15 protein-coding genes are annotated in these 17,639 nt (G+C 58.1%); 13 read left to right on the forward strand and 2 right to left on the reverse strand.

Annotation, left to right across the window (positions count from 1 at the left end):
- Window positions 1-173: 173 nt before the first annotated feature.
- From galE (DOM56_RS17185) to galE (DOM56_RS17210), 7 genes are all read left to right on the forward strand, one after another.
- A complete protein-coding gene (galE, locus tag DOM56_RS17185) occupies window positions 174-1,157 on the forward strand; it encodes a UDP-glucose 4-epimerase GalE (protein WP_110710262.1) in 984 nt (327 codons plus the stop codon).
- 37 nt (window positions 1,158-1,194) lie between these two features.
- Window positions 1,195-2,220 carry a glycosyltransferase family 2 protein gene (locus tag DOM56_RS17190; RefSeq protein ID WP_157958268.1) on the forward strand — a complete coding sequence of 342 codons (1,026 nt, stop codon included), beginning with the start codon at window positions 1,195-1,197 and terminating at the stop codon, window positions 2,218-2,220.
- 268 nt (window positions 2,221-2,488) lie between these two features.
- Complete coding sequence (locus DOM56_RS17195; RefSeq protein ID WP_157958269.1) at window positions 2,489-3,364, forward strand: phytanoyl-CoA dioxygenase family protein; 876 nt, start codon at window positions 2,489-2,491, stop codon at window positions 3,362-3,364.
- A 122-nt stretch (window positions 3,365-3,486) separates the two neighbouring features.
- Complete coding sequence (locus DOM56_RS17200) at window positions 3,487-4,653, forward strand: nucleotide sugar dehydrogenase (RefSeq protein ID WP_110710265.1); 1,167 nt, start codon at window positions 3,487-3,489, stop codon at window positions 4,651-4,653.
- A 135-nt stretch (window positions 4,654-4,788) separates the two neighbouring features.
- Window positions 4,789-6,201 carry a hypothetical protein gene (locus DOM56_RS19780; protein WP_157958270.1) on the forward strand — a complete coding sequence of 471 codons (1,413 nt, stop codon included), beginning with the start codon at window positions 4,789-4,791 and terminating at the stop codon, window positions 6,199-6,201.
- A 461-nt stretch (window positions 6,202-6,662) separates the two neighbouring features.
- The gene (locus DOM56_RS17205) at window positions 6,663-7,814 is read left to right on the forward strand and encodes a glycosyltransferase family 2 protein (RefSeq protein WP_110710266.1); all 1,152 of its coding nucleotides are present in this window, start codon (window positions 6,663-6,665) and stop codon (window positions 7,812-7,814) included.
- A gap of 184 nt (window positions 7,815-7,998) precedes the next feature.
- Window positions 7,999-8,979 (forward strand): UDP-glucose 4-epimerase GalE, encoded by a 981-nt coding sequence (gene galE / locus DOM56_RS17210; RefSeq protein ID WP_110710375.1) that lies wholly within the window; start codon window positions 7,999-8,001, stop codon window positions 8,977-8,979.
- A gap of 18 nt (window positions 8,980-8,997) precedes the next feature.
- On the opposite strand, the gene DOM56_RS17215 is transcribed toward galE (DOM56_RS17210), so the two are convergent.
- Window positions 8,998-10,521 carry an autotransporter outer membrane beta-barrel domain-containing protein gene (locus DOM56_RS17215; protein ID WP_110710267.1) on the reverse strand — a complete coding sequence of 508 codons (1,524 nt, stop codon included), beginning with the start codon at window positions 10,519-10,521 and terminating at the stop codon, window positions 8,998-9,000.
- Between the two features lie 167 nt (window positions 10,522-10,688).
- Complete coding sequence (locus DOM56_RS17220; protein WP_110710268.1) at window positions 10,689-11,705, reverse strand: L-idonate 5-dehydrogenase; 1,017 nt, start codon at window positions 11,703-11,705, stop codon at window positions 10,689-10,691.
- Window positions 11,706-11,863: 158 nt separating this feature from the next.
- Between DOM56_RS17220 and DOM56_RS17225 the strand changes: the two genes are divergently transcribed.
- Genes DOM56_RS17225 through DOM56_RS17250 form a run of 6 tightly spaced genes read left to right on the forward strand, consistent with a single transcriptional unit; the run spans window position 11,864 to window position 17,596 of the window.
- Window positions 11,864-12,916 carry a D-2-hydroxyacid dehydrogenase gene (locus DOM56_RS17225; protein WP_110710269.1) on the forward strand — a complete coding sequence of 351 codons (1,053 nt, stop codon included), beginning with the start codon at window positions 11,864-11,866 and terminating at the stop codon, window positions 12,914-12,916.
- Entirely contained in the window at window positions 12,916-13,707 is a 792-nt protein-coding gene (locus tag DOM56_RS17230; RefSeq protein WP_110600331.1) for an IclR family transcriptional regulator, read from the forward strand. The genes DOM56_RS17225 and DOM56_RS17230 overlap by 1 nt, the downstream gene beginning before the upstream one ends.
- A gap of 12 nt (window positions 13,708-13,719) precedes the next feature.
- Window positions 13,720-14,682: an NAD(P)-dependent oxidoreductase gene (locus DOM56_RS17235; RefSeq protein WP_110710270.1), complete on the forward strand. Its 963-nt coding sequence runs from the start codon at window positions 13,720-13,722 to the stop codon at window positions 14,680-14,682.
- A 30-nt stretch (window positions 14,683-14,712) separates the two neighbouring features.
- Window positions 14,713-15,282, forward strand: coding sequence for a TRAP transporter small permease (locus DOM56_RS17240; RefSeq protein ID WP_110710271.1), 570 nt, complete (start codon window positions 14,713-14,715; stop codon window positions 15,280-15,282).
- The gene (locus tag DOM56_RS17245; protein WP_110710272.1) at window positions 15,279-16,559 is read left to right on the forward strand and encodes a TRAP transporter large permease subunit; all 1,281 of its coding nucleotides are present in this window, start codon (window positions 15,279-15,281) and stop codon (window positions 16,557-16,559) included. The genes DOM56_RS17240 and DOM56_RS17245 overlap by 4 nt, the downstream gene beginning before the upstream one ends.
- A 44-nt stretch (window positions 16,560-16,603) precedes the next feature.
- Window positions 16,604-17,596: a DctP family TRAP transporter solute-binding subunit gene (locus DOM56_RS17250; protein WP_110710273.1), complete on the forward strand. Its 993-nt coding sequence runs from the start codon at window positions 16,604-16,606 to the stop codon at window positions 17,594-17,596.
- The last annotated feature ends 43 nt before the right edge of the window (window positions 17,597-17,639 follow it).

Here is a 17,639-nt window from a genome sequence, read left to right on the forward strand (position 1 = left end):
GGATTATTCAAATATGCGAGGCGGTTTTGAAAGCGTCGAGTGGTAGATCATTCTTCTTAGGCTGTAGAGGGGATACAGTTGGTTGAAAGTTGCTAAGCTTATAGGTTCTGACGCCATTACCCCCATTGTGACTCATTCCAATTTTTTCGAGAAAGATCTGTAAAGGCCTTTATATGAATATCTTAGTGGCAGGCGGCGCTGGTTACGTTGGCTCTCACATGGTTAAGCAATTGGTACGGTCCGGACATTATGTAGTAGTTTTAGATAATCTTAGTACCGGCTATCGTGAGCTTGCACGCTATGGCCGGTTAGTGGTGGGGGATCTAGGCGATATAGCTTTACTCGATAGTTTGTTTCAAGAAAACTCCTTCGATGCTGTCATGCATTTTGCTGCCAATAGTTTGGTTGGTGAGTCGGTGACTCATCCATCTATGTATTATCGTAACAACGTTGTTAACACTTTAAATTTATTGGATAAGATGGTGTCTTGTAATGTGAGATATTTTATCTTTTCCTCTACTGCCGCGACTTTTGGTGAGCCGGAATATACGCCGATAGATGAATCACACCCCCAAAAACCAATTAATCCATACGGTGCAAGCAAATTAGTAATTGAGCAGGTGTTACGGGATTATGCTGTGGCCTATGGGCTTAACTCAGTTTCTCTTCGATATTTTAACGCCTGCGGTGCTGATCCTGAGGGTGAATTGGGTGAATGCCATGATCCGGAAACCCACCTCATTCCTTTGATACTACAGGCCGCTTCTGGACGACGAGAGAATATCACTGTTTTTGGACGCGATTACCCTACGGAAGATGGAACTTGTGTTCGTGATTATATTCATGTTGAAGATTTATGTGAAGCACATGCGCTTGCGTTAAAATCGCTAACTAAGAACCAAGCTCTAGGAGCTAGGGCTTATAATTTAGGTAACGGTAATGGTTTTTCTGTTCAGCAAGTTATTGATGCTGCCCAATCGATTGTCGCTAAGGATGGAAAAAAAATTTCCGTAGTAGAGGGAGATCGCCGAGTAGGAGATCCCGCTGTTCTGGTAGCGGATTCTAGCTTAGCTAAAAACATTTTAGATTGGCAGCCAAGCTATACTGACTTAGTTTCGATTATAGAGCATGCATGGAAATGGGAACAGCGTTTTTAACTTATTCCAGTCATCTTATAGGTTGGAGAGTTTTTGTATGACCTCTAGTTGGTCCATTGTAAGTACAGTTAAAGCACATTCTGCGCTAATCGCTAGTTTTGTTTCTTACCATTTTAGTGTCGGGGCTGATTTCATTTATCTTTATTTGGATGATGCCGATGAAAATCAATATGATTTTTTTTCAAGCATTCCGAAAGTGCACGTCTACCGATGTGATAGAGATTATTGGGAAAGGTTCAATGGTGGAGTGCGACCAGTAGATCATCGGATCAGGCAGGTTTTTAATGCTAATCATGCTATAAAGCAATGTGAATCAGAGTGGCTCACCCATATAGATGTCGATGAATTTTTATGGCTTGAATGTTCAAATAAAATTTCCGATGTTCTGGCTGGATCAAGTAAAGATATTTGTAGAGTTCGTCCGGCCGAAAATTTTTTCACAAGTCACCCGACGTCACTAAGAGATCTTTTTACAAGTTCATTCCATCTTCCTTTTCCTAAATATAGAAAGGGCCGTCAAGAGCGAAAAGAAATTGGCGAATGGTGTTTTTCTTGTGTGTCGGGCTTACAAGGCCACACGTATGGTAAAGTTTTCGTAAGAAATAATGGCCGTTTCAAACTGAATATCCACATGGCTAAGCCATTCTCATCGCATGATGAAATGGAAGTAGATATAAAACTGTTGCATTTTTATTCATTGGGCTATCTCGACTGGCTGGCGAAGCATGTTCGTAGACTGCATCCTAGAAGACTTTCCGGAGTTCCTAGATGGAAAAGGCTAAATTTAGATCTTTTCTTTTCTGCGTTAAAAGACCGACATGAAAATGCTCTTCCCTCTCTTTTTGAACAAGCTTTGATCTATCAAGGAGAGAAGTACGAGAAGTTGAAGGAATATGCGGGTATTATTGATAACAAATTAGATATAGAAGAAAAGGTAAGATTTTATTTTGGGGATGTGGAGGAGTTGAGCTTTAGCCAGGATTTAAGCGTTATCAAGTCTGATTTTGTTTTAGAGGACGAAATATACAAAATTGCTTTTTCTTGCATTGAAGATAGCATTTAATAAAATCTAGCGTATAGAGTGAGGGGTTAGTGTGTGAAGCGAAATTCCAGTCCAAGTCACCACAAGACCGACCCTAGCATAAAATGGCTTTAAATATTTAGTTTTTTTGTCTGGCACGGATTTGATTATGAAACTCTGGTTGCGCTACTCGGTTTGGGTTGCTGAGCTTTTTTCTGGTGCCAAGTCTTTCGTTGCCAATCCTATTATTGGTAATGACTATCTAAATAGGTATGGTTTGCATGCGGTTCGTGTATGTTCGGCGTACTGGATGTCTAGGCTTCGCATGGCGATGCTGGCGCCTGGGGTGAACAAGGCCGACAGGCGGCAGTTTCAGCGTTTCGGCTACGTGCTCAAGGAGAACTATCTCTCCGATCAACAGTTCCAGGCGTTGATCCAGGAGATCGGTGCCTACGAAGGCGAGATTCGCGAGTGCTGCCAGGGCGATACCAAGACCCACCGTATTCTGCTGGCACCGGCAGTCGTCGAGCAGTTGCCGACGGTCAAGGCAGTGCTGGGAGATTCGGCGTTGAAGCGGCTGTTCCGCTACTGCGCCGGACATGCCCGTTTGCCGATCTGTCATATCGAGAACGTGCACAACGGTTGCCTGGATAGCGTCACCGAGCGCGACCCGCAGAAGAACCTGCACGTCGATACCTTCCAGCCCACCATGAAGTTCTGGCTCTACCTCGAGGACGTGACCGACGAGAATGGCCCATTCGTATTCGTGCCGGGCTCCAACCGACCCCACCGCGCACGTTTGAAGTGGGAGTATGAGATGAGCCTGCGTGCGAAAGAGCACGCGGATCGCTACACGGCGCGGGGCTCGTTCCGGGTCAGCCAGGAAGAGGCCGAAAGGTTGGGCGAGGGCGGCCCTCGGCCGTTCCGGGTCAAGGCCAATACGCTGCTCATCGCCAATACCTTCGGCGTCCATGCCCGGGGCAACGCCGAGCCGGGTAGTTCACGCCTGGCACTGTGGGGCATGAGCCGGACCAACCCCTTCCTGCCGTTGCCGGGGCTGGGATTCGATTACTTCAATCGGCTTCAGTACCGGGTGCTTCAACGCATGCGTCGCCAGGAAGACGCGAAAGCCGCCGCCAAGGGCGGGCAGTCCTCCTGGCATGTGATTAAGCAGCGGCGGCTATGAAAGCTTGCGACCGTGTTCAATAGATCAAAACACATATGATTGGGGCGGTGGCAACGACTTGAGTGGCAGCCAAAAGTGGAGCCATCGAGTCATAAATTTTGTAAATCGTGAAGGACTGGCAATTGAAAATCGCAGTTGCAGGGACAGGGTACGTAGGGCTTTCCAATGCGATGCTACTTGCCCAACACCATGATGTCGTCGCTGTTGATATTGTGTCAGAGAAGGTGGAGATGCTGAATAGTGGTGTTTCCACGATTGAGGATGCTGAAATATCAGTTTTTTTATCTCGTGCAGATCTACGTTTTTCGGCTACTTTGAATGCCGACATAGCCTATGCTGACGCTGAATTCGTTATTATTGCCACTCCTACCGACTACGATCCTATCAGTAATTATTTCGACACTTCGAGTGTCGAGATGGTTATCGAGCAGGTCATGGCCGTCAATCCTCGAGCTGTGATGGTGATCAAGTCGACGGTGCCAGTGGGATATACTAGGGAGGCTTCAGTTCGGTTCGGCACGGAGAATTTAATTTTCTCTCCGGAGTTTTTACGTGAAGGTAAGGCTCTTTATGATAATTTGTACCCCTCGCGAATCATTGTTGGAGAGCGGTCAGAGCGTGCTGAGAAATTTTCGGAACTGCTTAGGCAGGGAGCAGCCAAGACTGATATCGATGTCTTGTTGACAAATAGCACCGAGGCCGAGGCAATCAAGTTATTTGCTAATACCTATCTTGCCATGCGGGTGGCTTATTTTAACGAGTTGGATACTTATGCCGAAACCCATGGTCTGGACGCGAAACAAATAATCGAGGGAATCGGCCTCGATCCTCGCATTGGCCAGCATTACAATAACCCAAGTTTTGGTTACGGTGGATACTGCCTGCCAAAAGATACCAAGCAACTCCTAGCCAACTACGAAAACGTCCCAAATAATCTTATTTCCGCTATTGTAGAGGCCAATCGCACGCGCAAAGATTTCATCGCCCAAACGATTATCGATCGTCAACCGAGGGTTGTTGGCGTCTACCGCCTCATTATGAAATCGGGATCAGACAACTTCCGCGCAAGTGCGATGCAAGGCGTCATGAAACGTATCAAGGCCAAGGGTATTGAAGTGGTTGTCTATGAGCCAGTGATCAATGATTCTAAGTTTTTTAATTCTGAAGTAATCGCTGATCTAGCCGAATTCAAGGCGCGTTGCGATATAATTCTTGCCAATCGCATGGCGGAAGAACTAATGGACGTTGTGTATAAAACCTATACGCGTGACCTATTTGGTGGTGACTAAATGGGTTGCGCTTATATCAATCGTTTAGAACAGATAGTTTTGATTGTTAATAGTTGCTCGTTGGGAAGAGGTTGATGTATAATCAGCTTTATCCTGATTAAATTAATATTGGTTTGAGCGGTGTGTCGCGAAGCTATGTTTGATTACAACTACACTTACTCATCCGGGATCAAGGTCGAGTCAAAAGAGATTGAAGGCTATTATATTGACTATATAGCAGGCGATCTTAGCGCATTGGTTGTTACTTTTGAGAATGCGAATAATCCGCATAAACCCCGGCTTAATAAGGAACGAGAGGCTTGGGGGGCAAAATACCTCAATAATAAAGGCTATGCCGTGCTAGCGATAAAGCCTAAAAAAGTGGATTGGTATCGTGGGGCTTCTCTTCATGCCTTTTTCCGTTCATATTCGCTAAAATCTTTTCTTTCTAACTTTCATAAGGTTTTCTTTTACGGTTCTTCGATGGGTGGGTATGCAGCTCTAGCGTTTTCAAGAGTTTGCCCTGAATCGACTGTGATTGCATTCAATCCTCAGTCAACATTGCATCCTGAACTAGTGCCTTGGGAAACACGCTATGAAGAGGGGAGAGCCCAAGACTGGGGTGGTGATTTTTATGATGCTAAAGAAGGGTTAGTGCTGGCCAAAAAAGTGTATGTTGTTTACGATCCTTTTTTTGAGTTGGATCGCAAACACGTAGAACGATTAGATGGCCAAAATGTAATTAGATTTCAAATGCCCTTCGTTGGACACGTCGTAAGTCAATGGATGCGTGACGCTGGCATATTGGACGAGTTCGTTACGTCCTGCCTTTCAAACGACCTAACCGCGACAGATATTTACGCTTTATCAAAGTATAGGCGTACGCTGTCTCATTATTATTATAATTTGGCGAATAGGTCCAGATCGCTTACTTTGGCAGAGTATTGTGCTAAATCGATGCTGTCTTTGGGGCTTACTCTTCGAAATAACTACCATGATGAATTTGAACGTTTGCTGGCTTCAAAAAATTTGTGGTACATCCTAAGAAACTCCGACGTTTACTCCATGGTTGTAATGCTTGGTGAAGATAGGGTGACAGCAATTGCAAAAAAGGCGCTGGATAGTGGCTTTCCCCTTGAAGCATTGAAGCTGTGTGAGTCTTACACAATGCGGGCTGACCCTTCATCGAGGGTCTTTTTGGTTGCAGCTGAATCTCTCTGTGTTTTAGGGGAGCTTCAGCAAGCTAAAGTAATGGCCTCTCGCTGCATCACTCGTTACCCCAATAAATCTGTTTGCCATCGTGTTCTTTCTAGGATTCATAGAGAATTAGGAGATTATATTCTAGCATATGATGCTGCCAACATGGCATTTAATCTATCTCCTAATGTGATGAGCCATATTGAGTTGACAGTTTCATGCTATTACTTGGGGAGGTTGGAGGAAGCGGAAACCATTCTCGACGTCGCAGTCAACAAATGGCCAAAGAATACTCGGTTGAAGGTGTTGCGTGGTTCGATTTCGAAAGAAAAGCTTAAAGATGAAAGCCAACCTCTGAGTTTGAGTTTTTAATTTTGTAATCTTTTCCTTGTGTCATGCAGTTTTATTACTTTTATGGTGTCAGGATGCATTGATTGTATATTAAAGCTTTGCTGGGTGCGGGTGATAAAAAGTGCTATTCATAATGATAGGTTTGCTGTTATATAGCGTTTTGTTTTAATGGAAAGCAACCTTCGGGTTGCTTTCTGCGTTTCTGGGCGCGGGATTTCTCTGAGCTCCAGCGTCATTGCGTGGCATCGCCGCTCATTAAAATTAGGCCGTTAGCAGCCTGATCGTATGTCAAAAAATGAGTGTTAGATAAACCATCTTGCCGTGACGGTGACGACTACCGATGCTGGTGGGCGCTGTTTGTCGCAGGCCGAAAGATATCCGTGTCCTGCCGGACTGCCGTGGCTCTCGCGCATACGACCGCGACGCCTAAATTGCACGCGCCAACGATAACAAGGGGCGATAGCGCTCCAAGGGAAGAGTTCATGAAGCCTACGTTCAAGCTTTGCGCTGTCGCCAAGGATGAGGGGCCTTACCTGGCGGAATGGGTTTTTCACCATCTTCATTTCGGCTTCGACGCGATTCACGTTTATATCAATCGCACCTCTGACGCTTCGGCCGCCGTGCTGGAGCGAATCCGTGGCACCTATCCGCAGGTCAGCTACGAATTCATCGACTGGGTCGATCTCTGCGACCCCGGTGTCGGCGCCAAGCTCCAGACCATCGCCTACGCCAAGGAGCTGGATCGCTCGCGTCAGGAAGGTTTCGGCTGGCTGCTGTTCCTGGATGTCGATGAGTTCTGGGTGCCCAACGATTTCGCCACGCCCGTCGATCGTTTCGTGGCCGCCATCAGCGGCGATGGCCAGCCTCAGCCTATCTGTCATCTATGGCACTGCGAACTGGGCCAGCGCGCCCCATTCACGCCGCTACAGCGTGGCGCAGGCTACGAGCTCTCCTCCCATTTGAAGACCCTGTTCCCCCTCGACGGCATCGATATCAGGCACGTGCGAGTCCACCATCCCATCTTCGGGGCACAGGTGACGCCGCTGGATGCCGATGGCGCGCCCATGACCTTCGACGAGCAGCAGTCGGAGCTGGCAGCCCAGAGTGTGATGAAGCCCAAAAGCGCCTATATCATCCATCGGATGTATCGCTCGGAGGCGGAGTACCTGTCGCTGTCGTTGAGAGGCCGCCCTTCCCAGAGAAGCCTGCTGAAAATGAATCGGCCCGGCTATCGCTCTCATCGCAACGTGACCGTGCATCGTCGCTTCTTCTGGCCCGAGGAAGAGTTCCGGGCCTATGACCGTGATCGAGAGCGCTTTCTGTCAGAGCTCGATATCGAAACGCTCATCGCGGCCGACAAGCTGGCCATTCTGGATCGGGCCGAACGGGCGACGGTATTGATCAAGGAAAAGCTCGATACCCCAGAGCGGGACAGGGCGGTGGCGTTCCTGAAGGGGACTCGGCATGAAGTGGTCGTGGTCCCGGAGGAGGATAAAGCGGCGAGCGAGCCCTCGCCCGCGAGCGTGACACCCCGGGATCATGCAGTGCCCGGTCGCGAGGCCCCGAGGCCGCGATCCTGGCTGTCGATCCTGGCCGGCTGGTTCGGGCTATCGCGGCGACATCGAATGCCCTGAGGTCGAGTCGGCTCGGCAGCAGGTCGCCCACGCTTTGCCGCCAAGTGGGGTTGCGGGGCTAGTTTTTGTCGCTGTCATTGAGAGGATCGAGTCATGGTGCGGTAAGATGACGCTTTTGCGTCGCGTCGATGACAATGGAGGCTCTGGCCTCCACCTGGGCGCGCGTTCCGTGGTGAGATTCGTGATGAAAAAGCTACTCGTGACGGGCGGTTGTGGTTACATCGGGTCGCATATGGTCGCCAGCCTGCAGCGTGCCGGGCACGATGTCGTGGTGCTGGACGATCTTTCCAGCGGTTGGCGGGAGAGCAGTGGCGGGGCGACGACCTGCATCGGTGATGTCGGCGACCGGGCGCTGCTGGATGAACTGTTTCGCCAGCATGCCCTCGACGGCGTGCTCCATTTCGCCTCGCTGATCGAGGTCGGCGAGTCGGTCAGCAATCCGGCGATCTACTATCGCACCAATGTCGCCAAGACCTTGACCCTGCTCGAGGCGATGATCGAGCACGGTGTCGGGGTGCTGGTGTTTTCCTCGACGGCGGCAGTCTTCGGCGAGCCTTGCCGGCCGCTGATCGACGAGTCCCATCCCACCCAGCCGCTCAACCCCTATGGCGCCAGCAAGTTGATGATCGAACGTGTGCTGGCGGATTTCGAGCTGGCACACGGCCTGCGCTCGGTATCGCTGCGCTACTTCAATGCGGCGGGCGCGAGCCCGGATGGCACGATCGGCGAGCGCCACGACCCCGAGACCCACCTAGTGCCGTTGGCGCTGCAGACGGCGATGGGCGTGCGGCCGGCGCTGAAGGTGTTTGGCCGCGACTACTCGACCGGCGATGGCACCTGTATCCGCGACTACGTCCACGTCTGCGACCTCGCCGACGCCCACTTGCTGGCGCTGGAGTACCTGTTCGAGGGCAAGCCGACGGCGCGATTCAACCTGGGGAGCGGCAGCGGGTTCAGCGTCCAGGAAGTCCTCGATAGTGTCGAGCGGGTGACCGGCCGCCGCGTGCCGTTCACCGATGCGCCGCGCCGGGCGGGCGACCCGGCAAGACTGGTGGCCGATGCCGGCGCGGCGAAGGCGACATTGGGATGGCGCCCCCGCTACGCGGACCTCGATACGATCGTCCAGCACGCCTGGGCCTGGGAGCAGAAACGCGCCTTGCTGTGAGCGTCACGCCCCCACGGCTCAAAGCCGATAGGCCAGGGTCGCCTGGATCTTGCGGTACTCGGTGTCGCTGTCGCCGACCACGGTCAGCCCGGAGATGTCGAAGTCCAGGTTGTGACCCAGCGAATGAGAGGCGCCGACGCGCAGTTCATTGCGATTCTTGTCGTCGCCCTCGATCAGGTTCACCTGGCTGTCCACCGCGGCGGTGATGTTGTGGTAGCGGATCGCGCTGGCGTAAAGCTGGCCGGCGGGCAGCTCGTAGCTGAACTTCAACCCGCCGAAGACCTCGCCCAGCTCGATACCGTAGTTGCTTTCGGTGCCCAGGTAGGCGCCGCGCAGCTTGTCGTTGAGGTAGGCGCCGCCAGCGGTGATGCCGAGATGCGCCCGCTGCCATGGCGGCAGGAAGTAGGTCGTCGAACCCCGCGCGCCCCAGCGCTCGCCATCCAGCTCGAGATCCCCCGCCAGATAGCGGTTGCGACTGCTGCCATCGAGATCCTGATAAAGCCCTATCGCATCCAGCGTCAGGCTGCCCCAGTCGCGGCTGTCGAACGAGATGGCGGCGTAGGGCGCGATGACATTCCCGCCCAGATCCACCTTGGCAGCGTTGCCGTGGGTGGTGATATCGATCTCGCTGTGCCCGGCCGCCAGGCCGATCAACCCCCTGCCGTAGGTATGGCGGAAGCGCTTGTCGACACCGACGAAAGCGGCCTTGCCGTGGCCATCGTAGCCGGTGGTATCGGCATGGCCGGCCAGGTCGCTGGCTTCGGATGCGACCCATAGACTGACGCCGTTGGCCTCCGCGCCGTGGCCGTCTACGGCAACGCGACTCCCGCTCGCGAATCCGGGCTGCATCGCGGCATCGATCTGGCTGGCGATCAGGCCGAAATTCTGCGCCATGGCCTGTTTCTGCGCGCCGCGCAGGGCCATGTCGGTATCGAGCATGCCCACTTGGGAGGCGATCTTGAGCAGTGCCGAACTGGACAGGCTGTTGAAGGAGGCGCCGTCCACCAGCACGTTGCCTTTCGCATCGGTCAGCGTGATCGGGGTGGAGCCCTTGAAGTTGGAAAGCGTCGTCCCTTCCGGCAGTGTCAGCGTGATCGGCTGGCCGTTGAGCGTGGCGTCGAAGGTGTTGCCGTCGTCGGCGTCATCCAGCGCGCCTTGCCAGCTCAGGGTGACCGGCCGGGTCTCGACCACGCTGGAGATGGAGAACGTGGTTGGCTCGCCGCTGTCGTCGTAGGCGTCCTCGAGGCTGGTCGACGCCGTCGAGAAGTTCACCGGGTTACCGTCGACGACGAAGGTGGCGTCGTCGGTGCCGACCAGCTTCGAGAGCGGAGTGGTGCCGTCCGGCGAGGTCACGGTGACTTCCCGGCCGTCGCTCAATGTCAGCGTCGCCTGGGTATTGGAGGCCGCTGCGCCCCCGGTCTCGATGTCCGGCAGGGCCTGTCCTATCTGGATCAGGTCGGCGAAATCGAAGCCATCGGCCTGGGCGGTTTGGCAGATCAGACCGATGGCGCTACCCAGCAGCCATCCTTTGGCATTGTTCATGGTTTTCCTTGTCGTCCGCGGGCTTTCGCGATTCTAGTGTCACGAGATTTCAGCTTAAGGAACGAGGCGCCAAAGACAAGTTTTTGCTGATATAGGATGAGCAACTGGTAAGGGGTTATAGGCAACCATCTGGTTGCCTTTCTCTTTTTATAAGCTCGAAAGAGGCATTAATCCTGCGGCCAGAGCCGGATCATGACCTTGCCCGAGGCCTGGGCGTCCTTGGCGATGTTGAACGCCTCGACGGCGTCGTCGGCTTGCATCTCGTGGGTGATGACCTGGTCGAAACGCGCGTCGCTGGCGAGCAGGGCGATGGCGTCGTCGACCTCGTCGTTGAACCGGAAGCAGCCCCGCAGCTGGATCTCCTTGGAGATCAGCAGTGCCAGCTCCAGCGGTTGCGGGCCGGCGCCCATCATCCCGATCTGCGCGATCACCCCGGCGCGGCGTACCGCCCGGATGGCGGTGTCGATCGAGGCCGGCGCGCCGGAGCACTCCAGCGCCACATCGAAGGACTCAGGCTCCGGCGTCTGCTCGCCGACCCGCAGCGTGTGATGCACTCCCAGCGCTCGCGCCCGCTCCAGCGGCCCCTCATGGAGGTCGGTCGCGGTCACTTCCCGTGCCCCCTTGGCCAGCGTCGCAGCCGCGACCAGCAGCCCGATCGGCCCGGCGCCGCAGACCAGCACGCGCTTGCCCTCGACCCCACCGGCCACGTTGATGCCGTGCAGGGCCACCGCCAGCGGTTCGGCCAGCGCGGCACGCCTGAGCGGCAGGCCCGCCGGCAGTAGCCGGATCATCTCCCGTTTCATCACCAGGTATTCGCTCATGCCGCCCTGGGTGTGCGGGGTGGTGGAGGCGGAACCCAGGTAGCCGCCGTTCGGCCACAGGTGCGGTTGCCCCTCGAGCCCCGGCCGGCACTCGCCGAAGGTGGCGGGATGGAAGGTGACCGGCGTACCCGGCGCCAGCTCCCCCGAGGGATCGAGATCGACGGTGCCCGACAGTTCATGGCCGGGGATCAGCGGTTCGCGCACCACGAACGCCCCGTTGGCGCCTTCATGGTAGTAGTGCAGGTCCGAACCGCAGATCCCGCCCCAGGCGATGCGCACGCGCACCTCATCTTGGCGTGGCTGGGGCGTTTCCCACTCCTGACTGCGCAGGTCCTGCTTCCCATGGATGACCAGGGCTTTCATGACGCTACCTCCATCGATGCTTCAGACCAATGTACCAGTTGCCCGGCGTCTACTCGCGACCAAAGACGTGCTTACGATCCCAGAATACCACTGTACATTCTGCTGAACGACGTTCAGCTCATTGGACGATAGTGGGGCTCTGGAGAGGCGGACGGTTCATGAACGAGGGCAAGCTGCGGGTAGCGGTCGCGACACCGCTGAGCGAGGAACTGTGCGAATGGATCGGGGCCCGCGAGCCTCGCCTCGCGCTCATGCGGGATCAGTCGCTACTGCCGCCCATGCGCCATCCGGCGGACTTTGGCGGCGATCCTGCCTTCCGGCGTACCCCGGAGCAGGAAGCCCGCTTCGACGCGCTGCTCGCCGATGCCGAGGTGCTCTACGGCATACCCGATGTCGATCCAGCCCGGTTGGCCCGTGTCGTCGAGGCCAACCCGGCGCTGCGCTGGGTGCACGTCATGGCGGCTGGCGGTGGCGGCCAGGTGAAGGCTGCAAATCTGTCCACCGAGCAGTTGGCACGGGTCTGCTTTACCACGTCCGCCGGGGTCCACGGCGGGCCGTTGGCGGAGTACGCCGTGTTCGGGGTGCTGGCCGGCGCCAAGCAACTGCCGCGGATTCTTGACCAGCAGCGCGCCCACCACTGGAGCGGACGCTGGATGATGGGGCAGGTCAGCGAACAGCGCGTGCTGCTGCTGGGGCTGGGCGGTATCGGTCGCGAAGTGGCACGCAAGCTGTCGCTGCTCGGCGCGCACGTGATGGGCGTCTCGCGCCACCAGCGCCCAGTCGAGCATGTCGACGAGATCATCTCTCCCGACCGGCTGCACGAGGCGGCGGCCCGTGCCGACGCGGTGGTGAGTTCGCTGCCCGGCACGGCCGCCACGCTGGGCATGGTGGACGATGCCTTGCTGGCGGCGATGAAGCCCGGCGTGACCCTCGTCAACGTGGGGCGCGGCACGGTGATCGACGAACCGGCGCTGATCCGCGCGCTGGAGCGCGGCCAGGTGGGGCTGGCGGTGCTCGACGTCACCGCCGTGGAGCCGCTAGCGTCCGATTCGCCGCTGTGGGATCTGCCCAATGTCCTGCTGACGCCGCATACCGCGGCGCTGAGCGAGGCGGAGGACCGCCTCATCGCCGAGCTGTTCGTCGACAACGCGCGTCGCTATCTCGATGGTGAGCCGATGGTCAATCGTGTCGATACCGTGGAGTTCTACTGATGGCGGGCGAGGGCGAGCGAACGCCGGCGGTGAGCCGGGCGATTCGGGTGCTGGCGCTGCTGGAGAAGTCCGGTGGCAACCCGCAGGGCGTCAGCGAGATGGCGCGCCAGCTCTCGGTCGCCCGTTCGTCGCTGTTCAATATCTGCCTGACGCTGGAAGCCGACGGGCTGATCGCCCGTAGCGGCAATGGCTACCGGTTGGGGCGGCGGCTGGTGGAACTGGGCGGCGCCTATCTGCGCACCGACGACCCGGTCCAGGCGTTCTACCAGGCCTGCAACGAGACCCCGCTGCTGCATGACGAGATCTGTCAGCTGGCGGTGCTCGACGGGACCGAGGTGCTTTACCTTGCCGCTCACGCCGGGCGCATGCCGCTGCGCATGACCGCCAGTATCGGCAGTCGCTTTCCCGCCTCGATCACGGCGGTGGGCAACGCGCTGCTGGCAAGACTCGACGACGACGAGCTTCGCCGCCGCTTTCACGATCCCGCCACACGTCCCGGCTGGACCGACCGCTCGGTGACCGATCTCGACGCCCTGGTGGAGAAGATCCGCGCGGTGCGCAGCCGTGGCTATGGTCGCGACGTGGGCGAGGTCTTCCCGGGCGTGCGCGGGCTGGCGGTGACGGTCGCGCCCCAGTACAGCGGCGAACAGGCCTACGCCCTGGGGACGTCGCTGATGCAGGAGCGCTGCGACGACGACATCGAGATGCGGGCGGTGGAAGCGCTCCAGGCGATGGCGGAGCGTATTGCCAATCCCATGAACCTTGCCGCCGATGGCGGCGGTCGCGATTAGGAGAACGATGCCATGGCGACGTTCGAGGAGACTTCCGGATCCGATGCCGATCCTGGCGCCGGCAGCCGGTGCCGGGTGGGCATGATCGGGCTTGGCAGCATGGGCATGCCGATGGCCCGCAACCTGCTGGCAGCGGGCGTTGCCGCCCAGGTCAGCGTTCACGGTCGCTCGCGGGAGCGGACCCGGCCAGCCCTGGATGCCGGCGCCGAATGGTGCGACAGCCCTCGGGAGCTGGCGGCTGCCAGCGACGTGATCATCACCGTGCTGCCCGATCTGCCGCAGTTGCGGGCGTTGCTCGAAGGCGAGGAGGGCCTGCTGGCGGGGCTCTCCGGGCCGCTGCTGCTGGTGATCTGCTCGACCTCCTCGCCGGCTGGCGTCCGTGAGCTGGCCGCCGAACTCGAGTCACGTACCGATGGCCGGGTCCGGCTGCTCGATGCGCCGCTCTCGGGCGGTGCCGATGGTGCCGAGGCGGGCACGCTCTCGGTCATGGTCGGGGGCGACGAAGCGGCCTTCGCGGTGGCCCGGCCACTACTGGCGACTTTCGGCACGCCGACGCTGTTGGGTCCGCTGGGGGCCGGCGAAGTGGCCAAGGCGTGCAACCAGATGGTGGTCGCTTCGACCATGGTGGCGCTGGCGGAGGCCACGGTGATCGCCGAGCGCGCCGGGCTCGATCTGGCCAAGCTGCTCGACTGCCTCGGGGGTGGCTATGCCGGTGGACGCTTTCTGGCGTCGCGACGCCAGCGCCTGATCGACAAGGATTACACCCCATCCGGCCTGGCCCGCTACATGATCAAGGATCTCGGCTTCGCGACCGACGAGGCGGTACGGGGTGGGGTGGTGGCGCCTCAGCTGACCACCCTGGCGGCGCTCTACGAGGATCTGGGCCGGCGCGGCTTCGGCGACGAGGATATTACCGTGACACAGCGCTATATCGCCGAGCTCGATCGTCTGCCCGATGGCGGGCAGGCGCGATGACAGGCTGACCCGAGAGGGCGGGAGGCAACCATGACGGCGGTTCGGACTTTCTGGCGTGGAATCGAGTGGGCCATCGCCGCGCTGATGGCGGCAATGATGATCCTGGTGTTCGTCAACGTGGTGTTGCGCTACGGGTTCGCTTCCGGGCTGCGCCCCGGCATCGAGCTGTCGCGGCTGGGGTTCGTCTGGATCGTCATGCTGGGAGCGTCGCTCTGCCTGAAGGAGGGTGAGCACCTGGCGGTCGGCGAGCTGTTCGATCGCCTGCCGCGCCCCGTACGCCTGGTCCTGGGCCGGCTGCTGTGGCTGGTGATCCTGATCGCCTCGCTCATGCTGCTGATCGGTTGCTGGCGCCAGACGCTGGCCAACTGGCACAACATCTCGCCGCTCACCGGCCTGCCCACCGGGCTCTTCTATCTCGCTGGCGTCGTCTCCGGCGCGCTGATGAGCGTGACCGCGACGCTCGGGCTGCTGCGCCCGGGGTACTCGGAGGCGCCCGGCGTCGGCGCTGCCGGTGCGATAGCGCCGGGTATCGAGGACGCGCCAAGCGCGATCTCGAGCGAAGCGTCGCCGCGCAGCCGTGACCAGGAGACCAGGCCATGACCCTTGCGCTGTTTCTGGCGGTGCTGATCGGCGCCATCCTGCTGCGCCTGCCGGTGGCCTTCGCCCTGTTGGCGGCGGCAGGGGCGCTGATGCTGCAGATGGGCATGTTCAGCGCCGACATCGTCTCCCAGTCGCTGGTCAATGGCGTCGACAATTTTGCCTTGCTGGCCATTCCGTTCTTCATGGTGGCCGGCGAAGTGATGGCCGTGGGTGGTCTGTCGGATCGTATCGTGCGCCTGGCGATGGCGCTGGTGGGGCACTGGCGCGGCGGACTGGGCTACGTGGCCATCATTACCTCGCTGCTGCTGGCCGGGCTTTCCGGTTCGGCGGTGGCGGACGCAGCGGCGCTGGTCAGCATCCTCTATCCGATGATGCGCAAGAGCGGCTATCCCGCCTCCCGCTCGGTGGGGCTACTCGCCGCCGGCGGCATCATCGCGCCGGTGATTCCGCCCTCGTTGCCGCTGATCATCCTGGGGGTGGCGGGCAACCTGTCCATCGCCAAGCTGTTCATCGGCGGGATCGTGCCGGGGCTCTTCATGGGCCTGGCGCTGATGATCACCTGGCGCTTCATGATGCGTAAATCGGACCTCGAGCCGCAGCCGAAGGCCTCCCGCAGCGAGCGGTTGAAGGCGCTGCGCGATAGTGTCTGGGCGCTGCTGCTGCCGGTGATCATCATTGTCGGGATTCGTTTCGGAGTTTTCACGCCCACCGAGGCGGCCGTGGTGGCGGCGGTCTACGCCATTGCCGTCTCCGCCGTGGTCTATCGCGAGCTGGACGCGCGCAAGCTGCTGGCGGTGCTGATTCGTGCCGGGCGCTCGACCGCCCTGGTGATGTTCCTGGTCGGCGCGGCGATGGTCGCCTCCTGGGTGATCACCATCGCCCAGTTGCCGCAGCAGCTCGCCGGCCTGCTGGGGCCGCTGGCGGACGATCCGAAGCTGCTGATGGCGGCGATCATGGTGGTGGTGCTGCTGGTGGGCATGGTGATGGATCTGGCGCCCGCCATCCTGATCCTGGTGCCGCTGTTCATGCCGCTGGTGAAGGCGGCGGGCATCGATCCGATCTACTTCGGCCTGATGTTCGTCATCAACTGCTGCATCGGGTTGATCACGCCGCCGGTGGGCACGGTACTCAACGTGGTGTGCGGCGTGGGTAACACGACCATGACCAACGCCGTGCGCGGCGTCTATCCCTTCGTTCTGGTCTATATCGGTCTGCTGGCGCTGTTCGTGCTGGTGCCTCAGATCATCACGGTGCCGATGCATTGGCTGATCGTCTAGCGCCTGAAGGCGTGAAAGCGCAAAACAAGGCAAGGAGAGGTGTCATGAACAAGATCATCAAGGCAACCACCGCCACGCTGTTCGGGCTGGCGCTCGTGTCGAGTTCCGCCATGGCCGCGACGACGCTGCGTTTCGCGCATCCGGCGCCGCAGAGCGATCTGCAGCAGACCCTGGCGGAGAAGTTCAAGGAGGAGGTGGAGAGCGCCAGCAATGGCGAGCTGAAGGTGCAGATTTTCCCCAACGGCCAGTTGGGCAACGACTCGCAGATGATCGATGGCACTCGCTCGGGCATCATCGACATCACGCTTTCGGGGCTCAACAACTTCACCGGGCTGGTGCCCGAGGCTGCCGCCTTCACGTTGCCATTCATGTTCTCCGATCACCAGGCCGCCTTCAACGCCCTCGATGGCGAACCGGGGGATCGTGTCATGAGCGAACTCGAGAGCGCCGGCCTCAAGGGCCTGGCGTTTCCCGAGAACGGTTTCCGGGAGATGACCAACAACCGGGGGCCGATCCGCGAGCCCGAGGATCTGCAAGGGCTGCGCATGCGGGTCAACAACTCCATCGTGCTCAACAACATGTTCGAGCTGCTCGGCGCCAACCCGCAGCAGATCCAGGTCAATGAACTCTACACCGCCATGGAGACCGGGGTAGTCGACGCCCAGGACCACCCGCTGGGTATCGTGGTGTCGTTCAACTTCGACGAGGTGCAGAAGTATCTGTCGATGACCAATCACGCCTATGCGGCGCTGCTGCTGGCGATGAACAAGAATCGCTTCGACAGCCTGACGCCGGAGCAGCAGCAGATCGTGCAGAAGGCCGCCGACGACGCCACCGCGATGCAGCGGCAGATGAACATCGATCAGGCCGAGCAGATGATCTCCCAACTCGAGGCCGATGGCATGGAGGTCAATCGCGACGTCGATACCGAGGCGTTCCAGAAAGCGGTACAGCCAGTCTGGCAGGGCTTCATCGATGAATACGGCGAGGATCTGATCGACAGCATCCAAACGGCCGCGGGACAACAGCAGGACTGAACGGTAGCGCGGATCCGGATATCTCCCAACACGCAAACGGCCT

The organism is Salinicola sp. CR57 (assembly GCF_003206585.1).
Lineage (GTDB): Bacteria > Pseudomonadota > Gammaproteobacteria > Pseudomonadales > Halomonadaceae > Salinicola > Salinicola lusitanus.

Excerpts from the sequence above, each read along its gene's own strand:
- galE (WP_110710375.1), top strand. The coding sequence starts at position 7,999 with ATGAAAAAGCTACTCGTGACGGGCGGTTGTGGTTACATCGGGTCGCAT.
- DOM56_RS19780 (WP_157958270.1), top strand. The coding sequence starts at position 4,789 with ATGTTTGATTACAACTACACTTACTCATCCGGGATCAAGGTCGAGTCA.
- DOM56_RS17240 (WP_110710271.1), top strand. The coding sequence starts at position 14,713 with ATGACGGCGGTTCGGACTTTCTGGCGTGGAATCGAGTGGGCCATCGCC.
- DOM56_RS17220 (WP_110710268.1), bottom strand. The coding sequence starts at position 11,705 with ATGAAAGCCCTGGTCATCCATGGGAAGCAGGACCTGCGCAGTCAGGAG.
- DOM56_RS17195 (WP_157958269.1), top strand. The coding sequence starts at position 2,489 with ATGTCTAGGCTTCGCATGGCGATGCTGGCGCCTGGGGTGAACAAGGCC.
- DOM56_RS17205 (WP_110710266.1), top strand. The coding sequence starts at position 6,663 with ATGAAGCCTACGTTCAAGCTTTGCGCTGTCGCCAAGGATGAGGGGCCT.
- DOM56_RS17235 (WP_110710270.1), top strand. The coding sequence starts at position 13,720 with ATGGCGACGTTCGAGGAGACTTCCGGATCCGATGCCGATCCTGGCGCC.
- DOM56_RS17225 (WP_110710269.1), top strand. The coding sequence starts at position 11,864 with ATGAACGAGGGCAAGCTGCGGGTAGCGGTCGCGACACCGCTGAGCGAG.
- galE (WP_110710262.1), top strand. The coding sequence starts at position 174 with ATGAATATCTTAGTGGCAGGCGGCGCTGGTTACGTTGGCTCTCACATG.
- DOM56_RS17215 (WP_110710267.1), bottom strand. The coding sequence starts at position 10,521 with ATGAACAATGCCAAAGGATGGCTGCTGGGTAGCGCCATCGGTCTGATC.
- DOM56_RS17245 (WP_110710272.1), top strand. The coding sequence starts at position 15,279 with ATGACCCTTGCGCTGTTTCTGGCGGTGCTGATCGGCGCCATCCTGCTG.
- DOM56_RS17250 (WP_110710273.1), top strand. The coding sequence starts at position 16,604 with ATGAACAAGATCATCAAGGCAACCACCGCCACGCTGTTCGGGCTGGCG.
- DOM56_RS17190 (WP_157958268.1), top strand. The coding sequence starts at position 1,195 with ATGACCTCTAGTTGGTCCATTGTAAGTACAGTTAAAGCACATTCTGCG.
- DOM56_RS17230 (WP_110600331.1), top strand. The coding sequence starts at position 12,916 with ATGGCGGGCGAGGGCGAGCGAACGCCGGCGGTGAGCCGGGCGATTCGG.